This window comes from Streptomyces tibetensis (genome assembly GCF_007655005.1).
Classification (GTDB): domain Bacteria; phylum Actinomycetota; class Actinomycetes; order Streptomycetales; family Streptomycetaceae; genus Streptomyces; species Streptomyces tibetensis.
This window is the reverse complement of record NZ_SZVW01000012.1, coordinates 227,537-243,724: the sequence shown is the minus strand read 5'-3', so window position 1 is coordinate 243,724 and position 16,188 is coordinate 227,537. Positions and strand designations below refer to the sequence as shown.

The 16,188-nt window shown below is 70.6% G+C and carries 18 protein-coding genes; 13 read left to right on the top strand and 5 right to left on the bottom strand.

Going from position 1 to position 16,188, the window contains the following annotated elements:
- The first annotated feature begins 1 nt into the window (after nucleotide 1).
- The 5 genes from FDO69_RS21785 to FDO69_RS21765 all read left to right on the top strand — a co-directional run bounded on the left by FDO69_RS21785 (nucleotide 2) and on the right by FDO69_RS21765 (nucleotide 6,104).
- The gene (locus FDO69_RS21785; RefSeq protein WP_104781530.1) at nucleotides 2–1,792 is read left to right on the top strand and encodes an ABC transporter substrate-binding protein; all 1,791 of its coding nucleotides are present in this window, start codon (nucleotides 2–4) and stop codon (nucleotides 1,790–1,792) included.
- 108 nt (nucleotides 1,793–1,900) lie between these two features.
- Nucleotides 1,901–2,899, top strand: coding sequence for an ABC transporter permease (locus tag FDO69_RS21780; protein ID WP_104781529.1), 999 nt, complete (start codon nucleotides 1,901–1,903; stop codon nucleotides 2,897–2,899).
- Nucleotides 2,896–3,993, top strand: coding sequence for an ABC transporter ATP-binding protein (locus FDO69_RS21775; RefSeq protein ID WP_104781528.1), 1,098 nt, complete (start codon nucleotides 2,896–2,898; stop codon nucleotides 3,991–3,993). Before FDO69_RS21780 ends, FDO69_RS21775 begins: the two co-directional genes overlap by 4 nt.
- A gap of 23 nt (nucleotides 3,994–4,016) precedes the next feature.
- A complete protein-coding gene (locus FDO69_RS21770; protein WP_234388025.1) occupies nucleotides 4,017–5,249 on the top strand; it encodes an ABC transporter ATP-binding protein in 1,233 nt (410 codons plus the stop codon).
- A gap of 180 nt (nucleotides 5,250–5,429) precedes the next feature.
- The gene (locus FDO69_RS21765) at nucleotides 5,430–6,104 is read left to right on the top strand and encodes a trimeric intracellular cation channel family protein (protein WP_104781527.1); all 675 of its coding nucleotides are present in this window, start codon (nucleotides 5,430–5,432) and stop codon (nucleotides 6,102–6,104) included.
- On the opposite strand, the gene FDO69_RS21760 is transcribed toward FDO69_RS21765, so the two are convergent.
- Entirely contained in the window at nucleotides 5,995–7,230 is a 1,236-nt protein-coding gene (locus FDO69_RS21760) for an alpha/beta hydrolase (protein ID WP_104781526.1), read from the bottom strand. The genes FDO69_RS21765 and FDO69_RS21760 overlap by 110 nt on opposite strands.
- Before the next feature lie 169 nt (nucleotides 7,231–7,399).
- Here FDO69_RS21760 and FDO69_RS21755 point away from each other — a divergent pair, with 169 nt between their 5' ends.
- Nucleotides 7,400–8,260: a thioesterase family protein gene (locus FDO69_RS21755; protein WP_104781525.1), complete on the top strand. Its 861-nt coding sequence runs from the start codon at nucleotides 7,400–7,402 to the stop codon at nucleotides 8,258–8,260.
- 110 nt (nucleotides 8,261–8,370) lie between these two features.
- Nucleotides 8,371–8,784: a hypothetical protein gene (locus tag FDO69_RS21750; RefSeq protein ID WP_104781524.1), complete on the top strand. Its 414-nt coding sequence runs from the start codon at nucleotides 8,371–8,373 to the stop codon at nucleotides 8,782–8,784.
- A gap of 169 nt (nucleotides 8,785–8,953) precedes the next feature.
- On the opposite strand, the gene FDO69_RS21745 is transcribed toward FDO69_RS21750, so the two are convergent.
- Nucleotides 8,954–9,592 (bottom strand): TetR family transcriptional regulator, encoded by a 639-nt coding sequence (locus FDO69_RS21745; protein WP_104781523.1) that lies wholly within the window; start codon nucleotides 9,590–9,592, stop codon nucleotides 8,954–8,956.
- 116 nt (nucleotides 9,593–9,708) lie between these two features.
- On the opposite strand from FDO69_RS21745, the gene FDO69_RS21740 reads away from it, so the two are divergent.
- The 3 genes from FDO69_RS21740 (at nucleotide 9,709) to FDO69_RS21730 (ending at nucleotide 11,494) form a co-directional block, all read left to right on the top strand.
- Nucleotides 9,709–9,873, top strand: coding sequence for a hypothetical protein (locus tag FDO69_RS21740; protein WP_031103608.1), 165 nt, complete (start codon nucleotides 9,709–9,711; stop codon nucleotides 9,871–9,873).
- A gap of 44 nt (nucleotides 9,874–9,917) precedes the next feature.
- Nucleotides 9,918–10,184, top strand: a complete 267-nt coding sequence (locus FDO69_RS21735; protein WP_104781522.1) for a DUF4190 domain-containing protein — start codon at nucleotides 9,918–9,920, stop codon at nucleotides 10,182–10,184.
- A 140-nt stretch (nucleotides 10,185–10,324) separates the two neighbouring features.
- The gene (locus FDO69_RS21730) at nucleotides 10,325–11,494 is read left to right on the top strand and encodes a cysteine desulfurase family protein (RefSeq protein WP_104781521.1); all 1,170 of its coding nucleotides are present in this window, start codon (nucleotides 10,325–10,327) and stop codon (nucleotides 11,492–11,494) included.
- Nucleotides 11,495–11,577: 83 nt separating this feature from the next.
- Here the strand turns inward: FDO69_RS21730 and FDO69_RS21725 are convergent, their stop codons facing one another.
- Entirely contained in the window at nucleotides 11,578–12,243 is a 666-nt protein-coding gene (locus FDO69_RS21725; RefSeq protein ID WP_104781520.1) for an N-acetylmuramoyl-L-alanine amidase, read from the bottom strand.
- A 60-nt stretch (nucleotides 12,244–12,303) separates the two neighbouring features.
- Between FDO69_RS21725 and mnmA the strand changes: the two genes are divergently transcribed.
- Entirely contained in the window at nucleotides 12,304–13,434 is a 1,131-nt protein-coding gene (mnmA, locus tag FDO69_RS21720; protein WP_104781519.1) for a tRNA 2-thiouridine(34) synthase MnmA, read from the top strand.
- 162 nt (nucleotides 13,435–13,596) lie between these two features.
- Here the strand turns inward: mnmA and FDO69_RS21715 are convergent, their stop codons facing one another.
- The gene (locus FDO69_RS21715; RefSeq protein ID WP_104781518.1) at nucleotides 13,597–14,379 is read right to left on the bottom strand and encodes an alpha/beta fold hydrolase; all 783 of its coding nucleotides are present in this window, start codon (nucleotides 14,377–14,379) and stop codon (nucleotides 13,597–13,599) included.
- 61 nt (nucleotides 14,380–14,440) lie between these two features.
- A complete protein-coding gene (locus FDO69_RS21710) occupies nucleotides 14,441–14,764 on the bottom strand; it encodes a DUF427 domain-containing protein (protein WP_104781517.1) in 324 nt (107 codons plus the stop codon).
- A gap of 82 nt (nucleotides 14,765–14,846) precedes the next feature.
- Between FDO69_RS21710 and FDO69_RS21705 the strand changes: the two genes are divergently transcribed.
- Nucleotides 14,847–15,650, top strand: coding sequence for a class I SAM-dependent methyltransferase (locus FDO69_RS21705; RefSeq protein ID WP_104781516.1), 804 nt, complete (start codon nucleotides 14,847–14,849; stop codon nucleotides 15,648–15,650).
- The gene (locus FDO69_RS21700) at nucleotides 15,647–16,186 is read left to right on the top strand and encodes an LOG family protein (protein ID WP_104781515.1); all 540 of its coding nucleotides are present in this window, start codon (nucleotides 15,647–15,649) and stop codon (nucleotides 16,184–16,186) included. Before FDO69_RS21705 ends, FDO69_RS21700 begins: the two co-directional genes overlap by 4 nt.
- Nucleotides 16,187–16,188: the final 2 nt, after the last annotated feature.

Here is a 16,188-nt window from a genome sequence, read left to right as displayed (position 1 = left end):
CGTGACTACCCAACGCACCTCAGGGCGGCGCAAGCAGGCCATGGCCGCTGCGGCCGTGGTCGCCGCACTGCTGACCACGGCGGCGTGCGGCGGCGGCAACGGCGACGAGGGCTCCAAGGACGGGGCGGCGGGCTTCGACGCCGCGAACAACAAGGTCGCCCAGGCCTCACTCGCCAAGAAGGGCGGCACGCTGAAGTTCGCGGGTGCCCAGGACGCCGACTCGTGGGACACCACGCGCGGCTACTACGGCTTCATGTGGAACTTCTCCCGCTACTACAGCCGCCAGCTCGTCACGAGCAAGACGGAGCCCGGCAAGGCCGGCACCGAGCTGACGCCGGACCTCGCCACCGGGCTCGCCAAGATCTCGGACGACGGCAAGACCTACCAGTACACCCTGCGTGACGGGGTGACCTGGGAGGACGGCAAGCCGATCACCTCCAAGGACATCAAGTACGGCATCGAGCGCGTCTGGGCGCAGGACGTGCTGTCCGGCGGCCCGGTCTACCTCAAGGACGTGCTCGACCCCAAGGGCGAGTACCAGGGCCCCTACAAGGACAAGTCCGCGGACAAGCTGGGCCTGAAGGCCATCGAGACGCCCGATGACCGGACCATCGTCTTCAAGCTGCCGAAGGCCAACTCCGACTTCGAGGAGATGCTGGCCCTGACCTCGGCGTCCCCGGTCCGCCAGGACCAGGACACCAAGTCCAAGTACGGCCTGCACCCGTTCTCCTCGGGCCCGTACAAGTTCCAGTCGTACAACCCGGGCAAGGACCTGACGCTGGTCCGCAACACCCAGTGGAAGCAGGCCTCGGACCCGATCCGCAAGGCGTACCCGGACAAGATCACCATCAAGTTCTTCTCCAACGCCAACGACATGGACGCGCGCCTGATCGCGGGCGACTACGACCTGGACATCAACCAGACCGGTATGTCCCCGCAGGGCCGCACCACCGCCCTGAAGCAGCACAAGGGCAACCTGGACAACCCGGTCTCCGGCTACATCCGCTACGCGGTCTTCCCGCAGACCGTGAAGCCGTTCGACAACATCGAGTGCCGCAAGGCCGTGATCTACGGCGCCGACCACGTGTCGCTGCAGACCGCCCGCGGTGGCCCCGTCGCCGGTGGTGACATCGGCACCAACATGCTGCCGCCGGCCGTCCCGGGCGCCGAGGGCCAGAAGTACGACCCGTACGAGCTCGCGGGTGCCAACAAGAAGGGCAACGCGGCCAAGGCCAAGGAAGCCCTGAAGGCCTGCGGCAAGCCGAACGGCTTCAAGACCACCATCGCGGTGCGCAACAACAAGCCGTCCGAGGTGGCCACGGCCGAGTCCCTCCAGGCCTCGCTGAAGAAGGTCGGCATCACCGCCGACATCGACCAGTACGACGGCTCGCAGAGCACCGGCATCATCGGCAGCCCCTCGAACGTGAAGAAGAAGGGCTACGGCATCATCATCATGGGCTGGGGCCCGGACTTCCCGTCCGTGCAGGGCTACGGTCTGCCGCTGTGGGACAGCAGCTACATCCTTGAGAGCGGCAACAACAACTTCGCCATGATCAAGGACAAGGCCATCGACGGTCTGTTCGACAAGTACGTCACCACGCTGGACGACGCGGGCAAGACCAAGATCGCCACGGAGATCAACCACAAGGTCATGGAGGGCGGCTACTATCTGCCCTTCGTCTTCGAGAAGTTCATCAACTGGCGTTCCAGCCGTCTGGCCAACGTCTACACGACGGACGCGTACAGCGGCATGTACGACTTCGTCAACCTCGGCCTGAAGTCCGCGAAGTAACCGGCACACCCGCCGTACGGCACGAAAGGCAGGTGAAGGCCGGCGCGGCGTGACCCAGGGCCACCGGAAGACCTCCGGTGGCCCGAGGTCCGCAGCGGGCCGAGATCTGTGCTCGCTTACCTGATCAGGCGGCTGTTCGCCGCCGTAGTGATGCTCGCGGTCATCATCATGGTGGTCTTCGGCATCTTCTTCCTCGTCCCCAAGTGGGCGGGTGTCGACATCGCCGCCAGCTTCGTGGGCAAGCAGGCCGACCCGGCGGCCGTCGAGGCCGTGCGCCAGAAGCTGGGTCTGGGCGACCCGATCTTCGTCCAGGTCTGGGAGTTCTTCAAAGGCATCTTCGCGGGCCGCACCTACGCGGCCGGCGGCGACGTCACCCACTGCGCCGCACCGTGCTTCGGCTACTCATTCCGCAGTGAACAGGCCATCTGGCCGGTACTGACCGACCGATTCCCGGTGACCCTGGGACTCGCGCTCGGCGCGGCCGTGCTGTGGCTGCTGTTCGGTGTTGCGGCGGGTGTCCTCTCCGCGCTCAAGCGGGGCAGCATGTGGGACCGCGGTGCGATGGTGATCGCCCTCGCGGGTGTCTCCCTCCCCATCTACTTCACCGGCCTGCTCAGCCTGGCGATCTTCTCCTACGGGCTGGGCTGGATCAACGCCGAGTACGTGCCCATCGAGGAGAGCTTCACCGGCTGGCTCGGCGGCATGATCCTCCCGTGGGTCACCCTGGCGTTCCTGTACGCCGCGATGTACGCCCGCATCACCCGCGCCACCATGCTGGAGATCCTCGGCGAGGACTACATCCGTACCGCCCGTGCCAAGGGCATGCGCGAACAGGTCGTCATCCGCAAGCACGCCATGCGCTCGACGATGACACCCATCCTGACCATGCTCGGCATGGACCTCGGCGCCCTGATCGGCGGCGCCATCCTGACCGAGACCACGTTCAGCCTGCCCGGCCTGGGCCAGGCCGTGCTCAACGCGATCAAGAACCAGGACCTGCCCATCATCCTGGGCGTCACCCTGATCACCTCCGTCGCGGTGCTCATCGCCAACCTCGTGGTGGACGTCCTGTACGCCGTGATCGACCCCCGAGTGAGGCTCGCATGACCGAACTCAACAAGACCGGAGCAGCCGTGGGCGAGCCCACGAGTGACGCCAAGGCACCGACCGCCTTCCTGGAAGTGCGCGACCTGAAGGTGCACTTCCCGACCGATGACGGCCTGGTCAAGTCCGTCGACGGGCTCAGCTTCCAGCTGGAGAAGGGCAAGACCCTCGGCATCGTGGGCGAGTCGGGCTCCGGCAAGTCGGTGACCTCGCTGGGCATCATGGGTCTGCACACCGCCGGCCAGTACGGCAAGCGCAAGGCGCGGCTCTCGGGCGAGATCTGGCTGGACGGCACCGAGCTGCTGTCCGCCGACCCCGACCACGTGCGCAAGCTGCGCGGTCGTCAGATGGCGATGATCTTCCAGGACCCGCTGTCCGCGCTGCACCCGTACTACACGATCGGCCAGCAGATCGTGGAGGCGTACCGGATCCACAACGACGTCAGCAAGAAGGTCGCGCGCCGCCGGGCGGTCGAGATGCTCGACCGTGTGGGGATCCCGCAGCCGGACAAGCGCGTCGACAGCTACCCGCACGAGTTCTCCGGCGGGATGCGCCAGCGGGCGATGATCGCGATGTCGCTCGTCAACAACCCCGAGCTGCTCATCGCGGACGAGCCGACGACCGCCCTCGACGTGACCGTCCAGGCGCAGATCCTCGACCTGATCCGGGACCTGCAGAAGGAGTTCGGCTCCGCGGTCATCATCATCACCCACGACCTGGGGGTCGTCGCCGAGCTCGCCGACGATCTCCTCGTGATGTACGGCGGCCGCTGCGTCGAACGGGGCCCGGCCGAGCAGGTGTTCTACGAGCCCCGCCACCCCTACACCTGGGGTCTGCTCGGCTCGATGCCGCGCCTGGACCGTGAGCAGCAGGAGCGCCTCATCCCGGTCAAGGGCTCCCCGCCCTCCCTGATCAACGTCCCGTCCGGCTGCGCCTTCAACCCGCGCTGCCCGTACGCCGACGTTCCCAAGGACAACCTCACCCGCACGGTCCGCCCCGAGCTGACCGAAGCCGGCAGCCGGCACTGGGCCGCCTGCCACATGAGCAGGGAGCAGCGGGAGCGGATCTGGATCGAAGAGATTGCGCCGAAGCTGTGAGCGAGAACTCCAAGGACACCGTTGTGACCACTCCCGCCGAGAGCGACGGCACCGAGGCGAACGCGTCCGGCGCGGCCACCCTCACCAAGGACGCGGCCCCGGGCGACGTCCTGCTGAAGGTGACCGGGCTGCAGAAGCACTTCCCGATCCGCAAGGGGCTGCTTCAGCGGCAGGCCGGTGCGGTGCGCGCGGTCGACGGCATAGATTTCGAGGTCAGGGCCGGTGAAACCCTCGGCGTCGTGGGCGAGTCGGGCTGCGGCAAGTCGACGATGGGCCGGTTGATCACGCGGTTGCTCGAACCCACCGCGGGAAAGGTCGAGTTCGAGGGTCAGGACATCACGCACCTCGGTGTCGGCGGCATGCGTCCGCTCCGCCGGGACGTGCAGATGATCTTCCAGGACCCGTACTCCTCGCTGAACCCGCGCCACACCATCGGCACGATCGTCGGAGCCCCCTTCAAGCTCCAGGGAGTCACGCCCGAGGGCGGCATCAAGAAGGAGGTGCAGCGGCTGCTCGAGGTCGTGGGCCTCAACCCCGAGCACTACAACCGCTACCCGCACGAGTTCTCCGGCGGTCAGCGCCAGCGCATCGGCATCGCCCGCGCGCTCGCGCTCAATCCGAAGCTGGTCGTGGCCGACGAACCGGTCTCCGCGCTCGACGTGTCGATCCAGGCCCAGGTCGTCAACCTGCTCGACGACCTCCAGCAGGAGCTCGGTCTGACGTATGTGATCATCGCGCACGACCTGTCGGTCGTCCGGCACGTCTCGGACCGTATCGCGGTGATGTACCTCGGCAAGATCGTCGAGTTGGCCGACCGGGACCTGCTCTACAAGACGCCGATGCACCCGTACACCAAGGCGCTGATGTCGGCGGTGCCGATCCCGGACCCGAGGCGGAAGAACGCCAAGAGCGAGCGGATCCTGCTCAAGGGCGACGTGCCGTCGCCGATCTCGCCGCCGAGCGGCTGCCGCTTCCACACCCGGTGCTGGAAGGCCACGGAGATCTGCAAGACGACCGAACCGGTGCTCGTCGAGCTCACGCCCGGCCAGCGGGTCGCCTGTCATCACCCGGAGAACTTCGAGGACCAGGCCCCGCAGGACACCGTGCTGCTCACGGCGGCGAAGGAGGCCGCGGAGCTCGTTCCGGACGAGGTGCTGGAGGAGTCCGCGCAGACGTCCGCGGCCGTGGCCGAGGCTCCTTCCGAGGGCGGCACCTCCTCTGCCGAGAAGGGCGACGCCACCGGCGACAAGGCCTGAGCTCTCGGCTCTCCAGCCTGTCGCGGCGCCGCGACCACGACGACCGCAGGGCCGGCAGACACTCCTGCCGGCCCTGCGGCGTTCCCCGGGCTTCAACCGGATCAGCAGTAGCTCCCCGGTCGGAACGGAGGACCTGCCTCCGGTAGGAGGCGTCGCCCGGCCGCAGGGCAAGATGTCCGCGTGCTCCAGCAACTCTTCAGCCCGTCCGTCCAGCACACGCTCGACCTGATCGGCATCTTCGTCTTCGCGATCTCCGGCGCCCTGCTGGCCGTGCGCAAGAACTTCGACGTGTTCGGCATGGCCGTCCTCGCCGAGGTCACCGCGCTGGGCGGAGGGCTCTTCCGCGACCTGGTCATCGGGGCCGTACCGCCGGCCGCCTTCACGGACCTGGGGTACTTCCTCACCCCGCTGCTCGCCACTCTCCTCGTCTTCTTCCTGCACCCCCAGGTGGAGCGCATCCAGATCGCGGTGAACGTCTTCGACGCGGCCGGCCTCGGCCTGTTCTGCGTCGCCGGCACGATCAAGGCGTACGAGTACGGGCTCGGCCTGACCGCCTCCGCCGGTCTGGGGCTGACCACCGCCGTGGGCGGCGGTGTGCTGCGCGACGTCCTCGCCAACGAGGTTCCCTCCCTGCTGCGCTGGGACCGCGACCTGTACGCGGTACCGGCGATCGTCGGTTCCGCCCTGGCCGCCCTGTGCATCCGCTACGACGCCCTGAACCCGGTGACCAGCGGTGTCGCGGTGATCACCGCCTTCGTACTGCGCCTGCTCGCGATGCGGTACCACTGGCGAGCTCCGCGGGCGTGGCACCGGCGGTCGACGGTGAGCGAGGAGGAGCAGCCCGTCCTGCCGTGACCCGGCCGATGCCCATCTGCTGGGTCAGCCAGCGGAACGCCGGGACCACCTGCGGCCGCCACAGCGCCATGTTGTGGCCGCCCGCGCTCTTCGGGATGTACACGACGTGCACGGTCGTCGGGGCCTTCGCGGCCCGCTGCATGGCCACGGCGTCCTCGTAGCCGTCGTGCGGCTGGCCGGAGAGGTACAGCGCGATCCGCGGCGGGACGGTCGACCTGCGCAGCATCAGGAGCGGGTTGTTCTCGGAGCGCAGGGCTGGGCTCTGCGCGGTGAGCGAGTCGCGTTCGCCGCTCGGGTCGTTGTAGCCGGACATGCTGACGGCGGCCCGGTAGCGGTCGGGATGGGCGACGGCGAGCCTGGTCGCGCAGTGCGCCCCGGCCGAGTAGCCGGCGACGGCCCAGCCCTGCGGCGCGGGCCGGGCGCGGAAGTTGTCCATGACCATCCTGGGTACGTCGACGCTCAGCCAGGTGTCGGCGTTGACCGTGCCCGGGACGTTGGCGCAGCCGGTGTCCACGGCGGCCAGCAGGTTGGTGCGGGGCGCGACCAGGATGAACGGGGCCACCCGGCCGTCGCGCATCAGCGGCTCCAGCTGCTCGTGCGCGTAGAGCGAGCCGAACCACGCCTTCGCCGAGCCGGGGTAGCCGGGCAGCAGTTCCACGACCGGGAACCGGTGGTGCCGGTAGGCCGGTTCGCCGTACTGCGGCGGCAGCCAGACGTAGACCTCGGCGTTCACCCCCGACACCCGGCCCGCGAGCTGGGTCACCCGCACGCCGCCGGCCGCGCCCATCCCGGGTCCGGTGGCGGGCTCGAAGGTCTGGCGCACCTTGGGCAGCCGCGTGAGGGCGATGCCGCCGGTGCCGTCGGCGCCCAGATCGGCCGCCTGCTCCACGTGGTCGCCGGTGCCGAGCAGGTCGGCCCAGTTGTCGTACAGGTTGTCGGCGTTGTTGACCAGGGTGAAGACCAGCGCCACGGCCGTCCCCTGCGCGAACAGCAGCATCAGCGCCCGGGCCGCGAGACGCAGGGTCCGGTGCCCGCGGATGCGTGACCAGAGGACCAGCGGCAGCACCAGGGCGGCGACGGACAGGACGACCAGCGTGCAGAGGAACGGTGTTCCGGTGAGGCTCATGCCCCTACAGAGGAGGGAAGGCGAACGCGGGTTTACGGACGAGTCCGACACTTACCGAAGAATTGCCCGTGTCTCACCAAGGCGTGACCCCGGTCGACACGGGAGGCGTACGACCCGGATCGCCGACAGAAAGCTACCGCTTAGTAGCTAGTTCTTGTACTGTTCAGCCATGCCAGAAGCAGCCACCGCCCCGGCCGCCCGGGCCACGATCGGCGACAGCGAGTTCGACCGCGACACCGCGCTCACCCGCCGCGCGCCGGGCGTCTACGACATCGACCTCTCCGCCGGCTGGACGATCATCAGCGCCGTCAACGGCGGCTACCTGCTGGCCGTCCTGGGCCGCGCCCTCGCCGACACCCTGCCGCACGCCGATCCCTTCACGATCTCGGCGCACTACCTGACGGCGTCCCAGCCCGGCCCCGCGGTCGTCCGCACGGACGTCGTCCGCACCGGCCGTACCCTGTCGACCGGCCAGGCCTCCCTCTTCCAGTACGACGACGAGGGCCGCGAGGTCGAACGCATCCGGGTCCTCGCCTCCTACGGCGACCTGGACACCCTGCCCGACGACGTCCGCACCACGGCCCGGCCGCCCGCGATCCCGCCGCTGGAGCACTGCTTCGGCCCGGAGGACGGGCCCGCCCCCGTCGACGGCAGCTCGGCGATCACCGAGCGCCTGATGCTCAAGCTCGACCCGTCCACCCTCGGCTGGGCGCTCGGGCAGCCCTCCGGCAAGGGTGAGATGCGGGCCTGGTTCGGACTCAAGGACGGGCGCGATCACGACCCGCTCTCCCTGCTGCTCGCGGTCGACGCCTTGCCGCCCACCGCGTTCGAGCTCGGACTGAAGGGCTGGGTGCCGACCGTCGAGCTGACCGTGCACGTCCGGTGCCGCCCGGCGCCGGGCCCGCTGCGGGTGTCGATCACCACACGCAACCTCGCCGGCGGCTTCCTGGAGGAGGACGCCGAGGTGTGGGACAGCGCGGACCGGCTGGTCGCGCAGTCCCGGCAGCTGGCGCGGGTCCGGCTGGGCTGAACTTCGCCTCGTTGACAGGCAGGTCACAGGGCGGCCCAAAGGGGGGCCCAGGCAGGGTTGGTTGAGTTCACGGCTCAAGGATTTCCTCACCCTCCCTGGAGCTGTCTTTCATGAAGCGTGCGCGTCTCCTCCCTGCCGTGGCCCTGCTGGCGCTCTCGCCCCTGGCCCTGGCGGCCTGCGGGTCGGGTGACTCCGCGTCGTCCTCGAACAGCGGCGGCGGGGCCGGGCAGCAGCAGGCCTGCCAGGCGCCGTCGGGGGCGGCCTCGGGCGCCCCTTCCGGTGCTCCGTCCGGCGCACCCTCCGGAGCTCCCTCGGGTGCCGCCTCCGCCGGTGCCAAGCCCACGGGCGTGCCGTCCGGGGCTCCTTCGGGGATGCCCAGTGGTGCGCCGGATGGCGGCCGGGGCGGCCAGGGCGGTCCCGGTGGGGGCCAGGGCGGCGGCTGCGGCGGCCCGGGCGGCTACGGTCAGGCCGCGGGCGGTCAGGGGCAGGGGCAGCAGCCCCAGCAGTCGCAGAAGGAGCAGTAGGCGTAGGCCCGGGTCCGCCCGGGGGTGCGACAGGGGCGGCGCGTCCGGCGAACGGGAGCGCCGCCCCTGTGTGCTGTCACGAGGGCGTCGATCCGGCGAACGAGGTGTCGATCCAGCCAGTGGCGGCGGCCGAGGGCGTCGATCGAGCCGGTGACGGCGGCCGAGGGTGTCAGTCCAGCCAGTGGTGGCGGCCGAGGCCGATCAGCCGCATCTGGCGGGTCGCCAGCTGCGCGACCTCCCGGGTCCGGGCCGGGCGTTCCTCCTCCGGCCCTTCCAGGGCCTCCAGGAACAGTGACGCCGTGCTCAGCATCTGGTCGACGTAGAGGTGCGCGAGCATCAGCAGGTCGTCCTCGCTCCAGCCCTCCGAGACCGGGTCCTTGGCCAGTTCGTCCTTGACCTCCTGGGCGAACCGGGTCAGTTGGCCCCTTATCGCCTCCCGAACCGGTTGAACTCCGCCATGTCGTTCACGAGCGATGAAACGGACATGGGCGGGGTACCCGTCGACGTGACGGGCGATCAAGTCGATGGTGCGCACCACGCGTTCCTCGCGGTCGCCCGTCGTGGACACCGTCGTCCGGATCATCGGGTGCAGGCTCCCCAGCGCCTCCTCGACCAGGGCCACGCCCAGATCCGCCGTGGAGCGGAAGTGCCGGTAGAAGGCGGTCGGGGCGACACCGACGGCGCGGGTGACCTCGCGCAGTCCCAGGCTGCTCAGGCTCTGCTCCTCGAGCAGCCCGAGGGCCGCGTCGAGGAGTGCCTGCCGGGTCTTCTGCTTCTGGGCCTGCCGGATGCCGAGGGTGTGACTCATACCATGCAGTTAACAACTGTTCTCTGGAATTGGAAAGTCATGGGAGGCGTTAGGCTGGGAAGTCAGTGAACAACTGTAACCACAACCGTTCACCGAAACCCTGGGGGTTGTTTCCCGTGCTGTTCATCGTCGCCGCACTCCTGCTGCTGGGCGTCGTCCTGGGCACCGTGGCCCACGCGCCGCTCACCTTCTCCGTCGCCGTCGGCGCCGTCATCGCCGTCTGGCTCGGCATCTTCGCGCTCCGCGAGCGCGGCCGCCGGCGCCACACGCAGGCCCACTGACACCGCCCACCAGCCCTTCCATCCGACTTCGGGAGTCGATCATCATGCAGCTCACCGCCCCGGCCTCGCGCCGCACCGGTATCCGTGACACCGACGGCATGGCCGTCGCGTCCTTCATCCTCGGCCTGCTCGGCCTGCTCGTGCTCAACCTCTTCCTCGGCCCGATCGCCATCGTGCTGGCGAGTGTCGCCCTGTGGCGCGGCACCGAGCGCCGCGGCCGCGCGTTGCTGGGTCTGGGCCTGGGCGTCGCCGACCTGCTCGTCCTCGCGTCCTTCATGGAGTTCGACAGCACCATCTCGTGGAGCTTCTGAGCCGCCGTCGGACAACCGTCCGCCGGTACGCCGCGGCCGGGCCCGGGGACGACGGGCCGTCGCCGCGCCGGAAAGCGGTTCACGATCGGCCAGCCTTGCTCTGAGGCCGGACGAAGGGGAGCCGTAGAATCGGGCTCACCATGGCTTACCTCGACCACGCCGCGACCACCCCGATGCTCCCGGAGGCGGCAGAGGCGCTCACCGCCCAGCTGGGTGCCACCGGCAACGCGTCCTCCCTCCACGCATCCGGCAGGCAGGCCCGCCGCACCGTCGAGGAGGCCCGCGAGACCCTCGCCGAAGCCCTCGGCGCCCGCCCCAGCGAGGTCGTCTTCACCTCGGGCGGCACGGAGGCCGACAACCTCGCCGTCAAGGGCCTTTACTGGTCACGCCGCGACGCCGACCCGGCCCGCACCCGCGTCCTCGCCAGCCCCGTCGAGCACCACGCGGTCCTCGACGCCGTGCACTGGCTCGGCGAACACGAAGGCGCCACCGTCGAGTACCTGCCGGTCGACCGCCACGGCCGCGTCCACCCCGACGCCCTGCGCGAGGCGATCGCCCGCAATCCCGACGACGTGGCCCTCGCCACCGTCATGTGGGCGAACAACGAGATCGGGACGATCCTGCCCGTCCGTGAACTGGCCGACGCAGCAGCCGAGTTCGGGGTCCCGCTGCACTCGGACGCCGTCCAGGCCTTCGGTCAGATCCCCGTCGACTTCGCCGCCTCGGGCCTCGCCGCGATGACGGTCTCGGGCCACAAGATCGGCGGCCCCTACGGCATCGGCGCGCTGATCCTCGGCCGCGAACACACCCCCGTGCCCGTCCTGCACGGCGGCGGTCAGGAGCGGCATGTGCGCTCCGGCACCCTCGACGTGCCCGCCGTCGCCTCCTTCGCCGTCGCCGCACGGCTCGCCGCCGAGCAGCGCGAGTGGTTCGCCCATGAGATCGGCGCCCTGCGCGACAGCCTCGTCGCCGCGGTCCGCTCGGCCGTGCCGGACGCGATCCTCGGCGGCGACCCGGATCCGCAGGGCCGCCTCCCCGCCAACGCGCACTTCACCTTCCCCGGCTGCGAGGGCGACTCCCTGCTGCTCCTGCTCGACGCCCAGGGCATCGAGTGCTCCACCGGCTCCGCCTGCACCGCCGGGGTCGCCCAGCCCAGCCACGTCCTCCTCGCCACCGGCACCGACCCCGACCTGGCCCGCGGCACCCTGCGTTTCTCCCTCGGCCACACCTCCACCGAGGCCGATGTCGAGGCCCTGGCGAAGGCCATCGGCCCGGCGGTGGAACGGGCCAGGGCGGCGGGGCTGACGTAGGGCCTTCGGCCCGGGGCCGATCGCGCGGGCGGCGCCTGCCGACCCGGGCCCTGGCACAGCGCCGGCTGCGAACGGCCCTGGCGTCAGGCCGGGCTCGTCCGCGCCCGGCGTACCAGGCGCATGTACCTCTCCCAGTCCCAGTGCCGCCCCGGGTCCGTGTGGTCCGTGCCCGGGACCTCCACGTGGCCGATGATGTGCTCCCGGTCGACGGGTATGTCGTAGCGGGCACAGATCCGGGCCGTGAGCCGGGCCGAGGCCTCGTACATCTCGTCCGTGAAGTCCTGCGGGCGGTCCACGAAACCCTCGTGCTCGATGCCGACACTGCGTTCGTTGTAGTCGCGGTTGCCCGCGTGGTAGGCCACGTCCAGCTCGCGGATCATCTGCGCCACATGCCCGTCCTGCCGGACGATGTAGTGCGCGGCCGCCCTGTGGCCCGGATCCTGGAAGGCCTTCACCGCGCTGTCGAAGCTGCCCTGCGTGACATGGACGACCACCATGTCTATGCCGTAGTCGTCGGGCCGGTCCGCACGGCGCCAGTTCGCCTCCGACGCCGCGACCCAGCGCGCGCCCGCGTAGTCGACCTCGCCCTCCTTGCGCGGCTTCTCGACGCCCGGAGTCCGCCACCACAGACGCGCCAGCTCGTCCCGGGCGAGCACGGCGGAGCCCGCCGCGGCCACCGTGCCGCCGATCAGCAGCGCGCGGCGGCCGACCTTCCGGTCGCCGTCGCTCGAAGCCTTCCGCTGTCCCATGTGATCGTCAACGGATACCCGGCGGTCCTGGTTCCCGCGCCCCCGTACCCTGGAAGGGTTATGACTGAGACCCCGCAGCGCCCCCGCCCCCTCCGCGTCCTGGCCGCCATGTCCGGCGGAGTCGACTCCGCCGTCGCCGCCGCCCGCGCGGCCGAAGCGGGCCACGACGTGACCGGCGTCCACCTCGCGCTCTCCGCCAACCCCCAATCCTTCCGTACGGGCGCGCGCGGCTGCTGCACCATCGAAGACTCCCGCGACGCCCGCCGTGCCGCGGACGTCATCGGCATCCCGTTCTACGTGTGGGACCTCGCCGACCGCTTCCGCGAGGACGTCGTCGAGGACTTCGTCGCCGAGTACGAGGCCGGCCGCACCCCCAACCCGTGCCTGCGCTGCAACGAGAAGATCAAGTTCGCCGCCCTGCTCGACAAGGCGCTCGCCCTGGGCTTCGACGCGGTCTGCACGGGCCACTACGCCCAGGTGATCGTCCGCGAGGACGGCACCCGCGAGCTGCACCGCGCCTCCGACATGGCCAAGGACCAGTCCTACGTCCTCGGCGTGCTGGACGACCGGCAGCTCGCCCACGCGATGTTCCCGCTCGGCGACACCCTCACCACCAAGGACGAGATCCGCGCGGAGGCCGAGCGCAGGGGCTTGGCCGTGGCCAAGAAGCCCGACTCGCACGACATCTGCTTCATCGCCGACGGCGACACCCAGGGCTTCCTCGCGAACCGGCTCGGCCGCTCCGAGGGTGACATCGTCGACGAGTCCGGCACCAAGATCGGCACCCACGAGGGCGCGTACGGCTTCACCATCGGCCAGCGCAAGGGCCTGCGCATCGGCACCCCCGCCGCCGACGGCAAGCCGCGCTACGTCCTGGACATCTCGCCGGTCGACAACACCGTGACCGTCGGCCCGGCGTCCGCCCTGGACGTCGGCGCCCTCACCGCCGTCAAGCCCCGCTGGTGCGGCGCCGCCCCCGTCGGCCCCGGCACCTACACGGCCCAGCTGCGCGCCCACGGCGGCGAGACCGAGGTGAGCGCCGAAGTCGTGGACGGCTCCCTGACGGTCACCTTCACCGAGCCCGTCCGCGGTGTCGCGCCCGGCCAGGCGATCGTGCTGTACGACGGCACGCGCGTGGTGGGCTCGGCGACCATCGCGTCGACGGTCCGGGCGAGGGCGGGCGTGGCCTGATCCGGCTCGCGGGGCCCGGGGCGTGCTCCGGGCATCCCGCCGCGGGAACCGGGAGCGTCCTTGGAGCGAGCCCGCCGTGGGAACCGGGAGCGTCCTTGGAGCGAGCCCGCCGTGGGAACCGGGGCGTGCTCCACGCGCGCGTGCCCCCGTACTGCCGCCCTCTCAGTCCCGGCTGAAGAACTCCGTGAGCACCGGCGCCAGGACGTTCGGCTCGACCATGTGGGTCTGCCCCTGGAGCGCGCGGTACGTGCCCTCGGGAACCGATTCCGCGATCGCCCGGGCCGCCTCGCGCAGCCACCCGGGGCTCGCGTCGCCGGCCACCGCCAGGACGGGGACGCCGACCGAACCCAGCCGGGAGCGGGGGACGGTGCCGTCGCCCATCACCGCGTCGTCGTAGGCGAGGCTCGCGGCCATCGCCTCCATCCCGGCCCACATGGGGGACTGGCGGGCGCCCTGGATCATGCCCTCGGCCAGCCCCGTCAGCCGCAGGAACAGTTCGACCGCGTCCCCGCGCCGCCCCTCGCCGAGCGCCTCCCTCAGCCGCCCGGTGTACTCGGCACGCTCCCTGGCGCCCTCCTCCGACATCGCGAACGGCGTCTCGTAGACGGCCACGCGCCGCACCGGCAGGCCGCCGGCCGCCGCCTGAAGCGCCAGGGCCCCGCCCGAGGAGATGCCGTACAGCAGCGCCTCGCCGCCCACCGCCTCGATCACCGCGGCCAGGTCCTCGACCTCACGCTCCACGGCGTACGGCGTGATGTCACCGCTTGCGCCGCGGCCCCGGCGGTCGTACACCACGGCCCGGAAACGCTCCGAGAGCGACACGGCCAGCGGCGCCAGAGTGCCGCCCGTCGACATCGCGCCACTCACCAGGACGACCGCGGGGCCGCGTCCGGTGCTCTCGTAGGCGATGCGGGTGCCGTCACGCGAAAGGATCTTCTTGTCCATGCTCATGCAGACTGCCGCACGGCGCGGTGTTCATCGGTGAGGCGAGCGGCGCGTCAGCCGATCAGAACACTTCCACTTCGTAGAAGCACAGGTGGTCCCTGATCTCGGCGACGTCCGGCTTGGGGTCCGGATACGCCCAGACGAGGTCCGCCGCGTCCGGCAGCGACCAGTAGGAGGCGGTGCCCTTGAACGGGCAGTACGTCTGTGTGCCGGACGGTGTCAGCAGGTCCAGGCGCACGTCCTCGGGCGGGATGTAGTACCGCTCGGGACAGCCCGTCTCGCGCAGCACCAGCGACCGGTCGCTCTCGGCCAGCACCTGCCCGCCGTGCACCACGCGCACGTGCCCGTCGCTGCGCTCGATGGTGATGCGATGTCCTCGGGTCACGATCGCCCCTCCTCGGGTAGCCGACTCCACCGGTACAGCGCAGGCTGAAGCGGAGTTCTTCCCTCGCCGCAGGAGGCCCCCGATGCGCGCCAAGGAACCGGCCGGAAACCGCTCCCGCCTGCTCCACCAGGTCCGGTACGCCGTGCGCCACCCGGAGCGGGTGCCCGCGCACGCCCGGCGCGCGGTGCGGGACGCCTGGCTGCGGCTGCGCCACCCCGACCACATCTCCTACTACCGGGCCGTCATGGCCTCGGACGCGGCCCGCAGCACCGAGGCGGCGGTGGGGCACAACCCCTCACGCGAACAGTGGGCGCGGATCGGCCGCATGCAGTTCGACTACCTGGTGGGCCACGGCCTGCGGCCGCACCACCGGATGTTGGAGATCGGCTGCGGCAACCTGCGCGCCGGGCGCCTGTTCATCGACCACCTCGACACCGGGCACTACTACGGCATCGACATCTCGCCGCACATCCTGCTCGCCGCCCAGGACACCCTCGTGGCCGAAAAGCTCCAGCCAAAACTGCCGTACCTGGCGCTCGCCGGCGATCTCACCTTCGCCTTCCTGCCGGACGCCCACTTCGACGTCGTGCACGCGCACAGCGTCTTCTCGCACTCGCCGCTGCACGTCATCGAGGAGTGCTTCGCCCACGTCGGCCGGATCCTCGCGCCCGGCGGGTTCTTCGACTTCACCTTCGACCGGACCGAGGGGGAGGAGCACCAGGTCCTGCACGAGGACTTCTACTACCGCACCCGCACTCTCACCGACCTCGCCGCGAAGCACGGCCTGGACGCCCGGTTCATGGACGACTGGGAGCGCCTGCCGCACCGGCAGTCCAAAATGCGGGTCACCGCCACGCGGGACCGGGCCCGTACGGTGGGTGCATGAACATCTGTGTCTTCCTGTCCGCCGCCGACCTCGACGAGCGCTACACCCGCCCGGCGCGGGAGTTCGCCACGCTGCTGGGCAAGGGCGGCCACACGCTCGTCTGGGGCGGCTCCGACGTCGGCCTCATGAAGGTGGTCGCCGACGGGGTGCAGGAGGCGGGAGGCCGGCTGGCCGGCGTCTCCGTGCAGTTCCTCGCGGCCAAGGCCCGCCCGGGCGTCGACGAGATGGTCGTCGCCAAGGACCTCGCCGAGCGCAAGAGGCTGCTCCTGGAGCGGGCCGACGCCGTGGTGATCATGGTCGGCGGCACGGGCACGCTCGACGAGGCGACCGAGATCCTGGAGCTGAAGAAGCACGGGCACACCGACAAGCCGGTGGTCCTGCTCAACACCGCGGGCTTCTACGACGGCCTGAAGGAGCAGTTCCGCCGCATGGACACCGAGGGCTTCCTGCCCCGGCCGCTCACCGACCTGGTGTTCTTCGCCGAGGAGCCGGTGGGTGCGATGGCGTACCTGGAGGAGAGCCGGGGCATCGAGTAGGC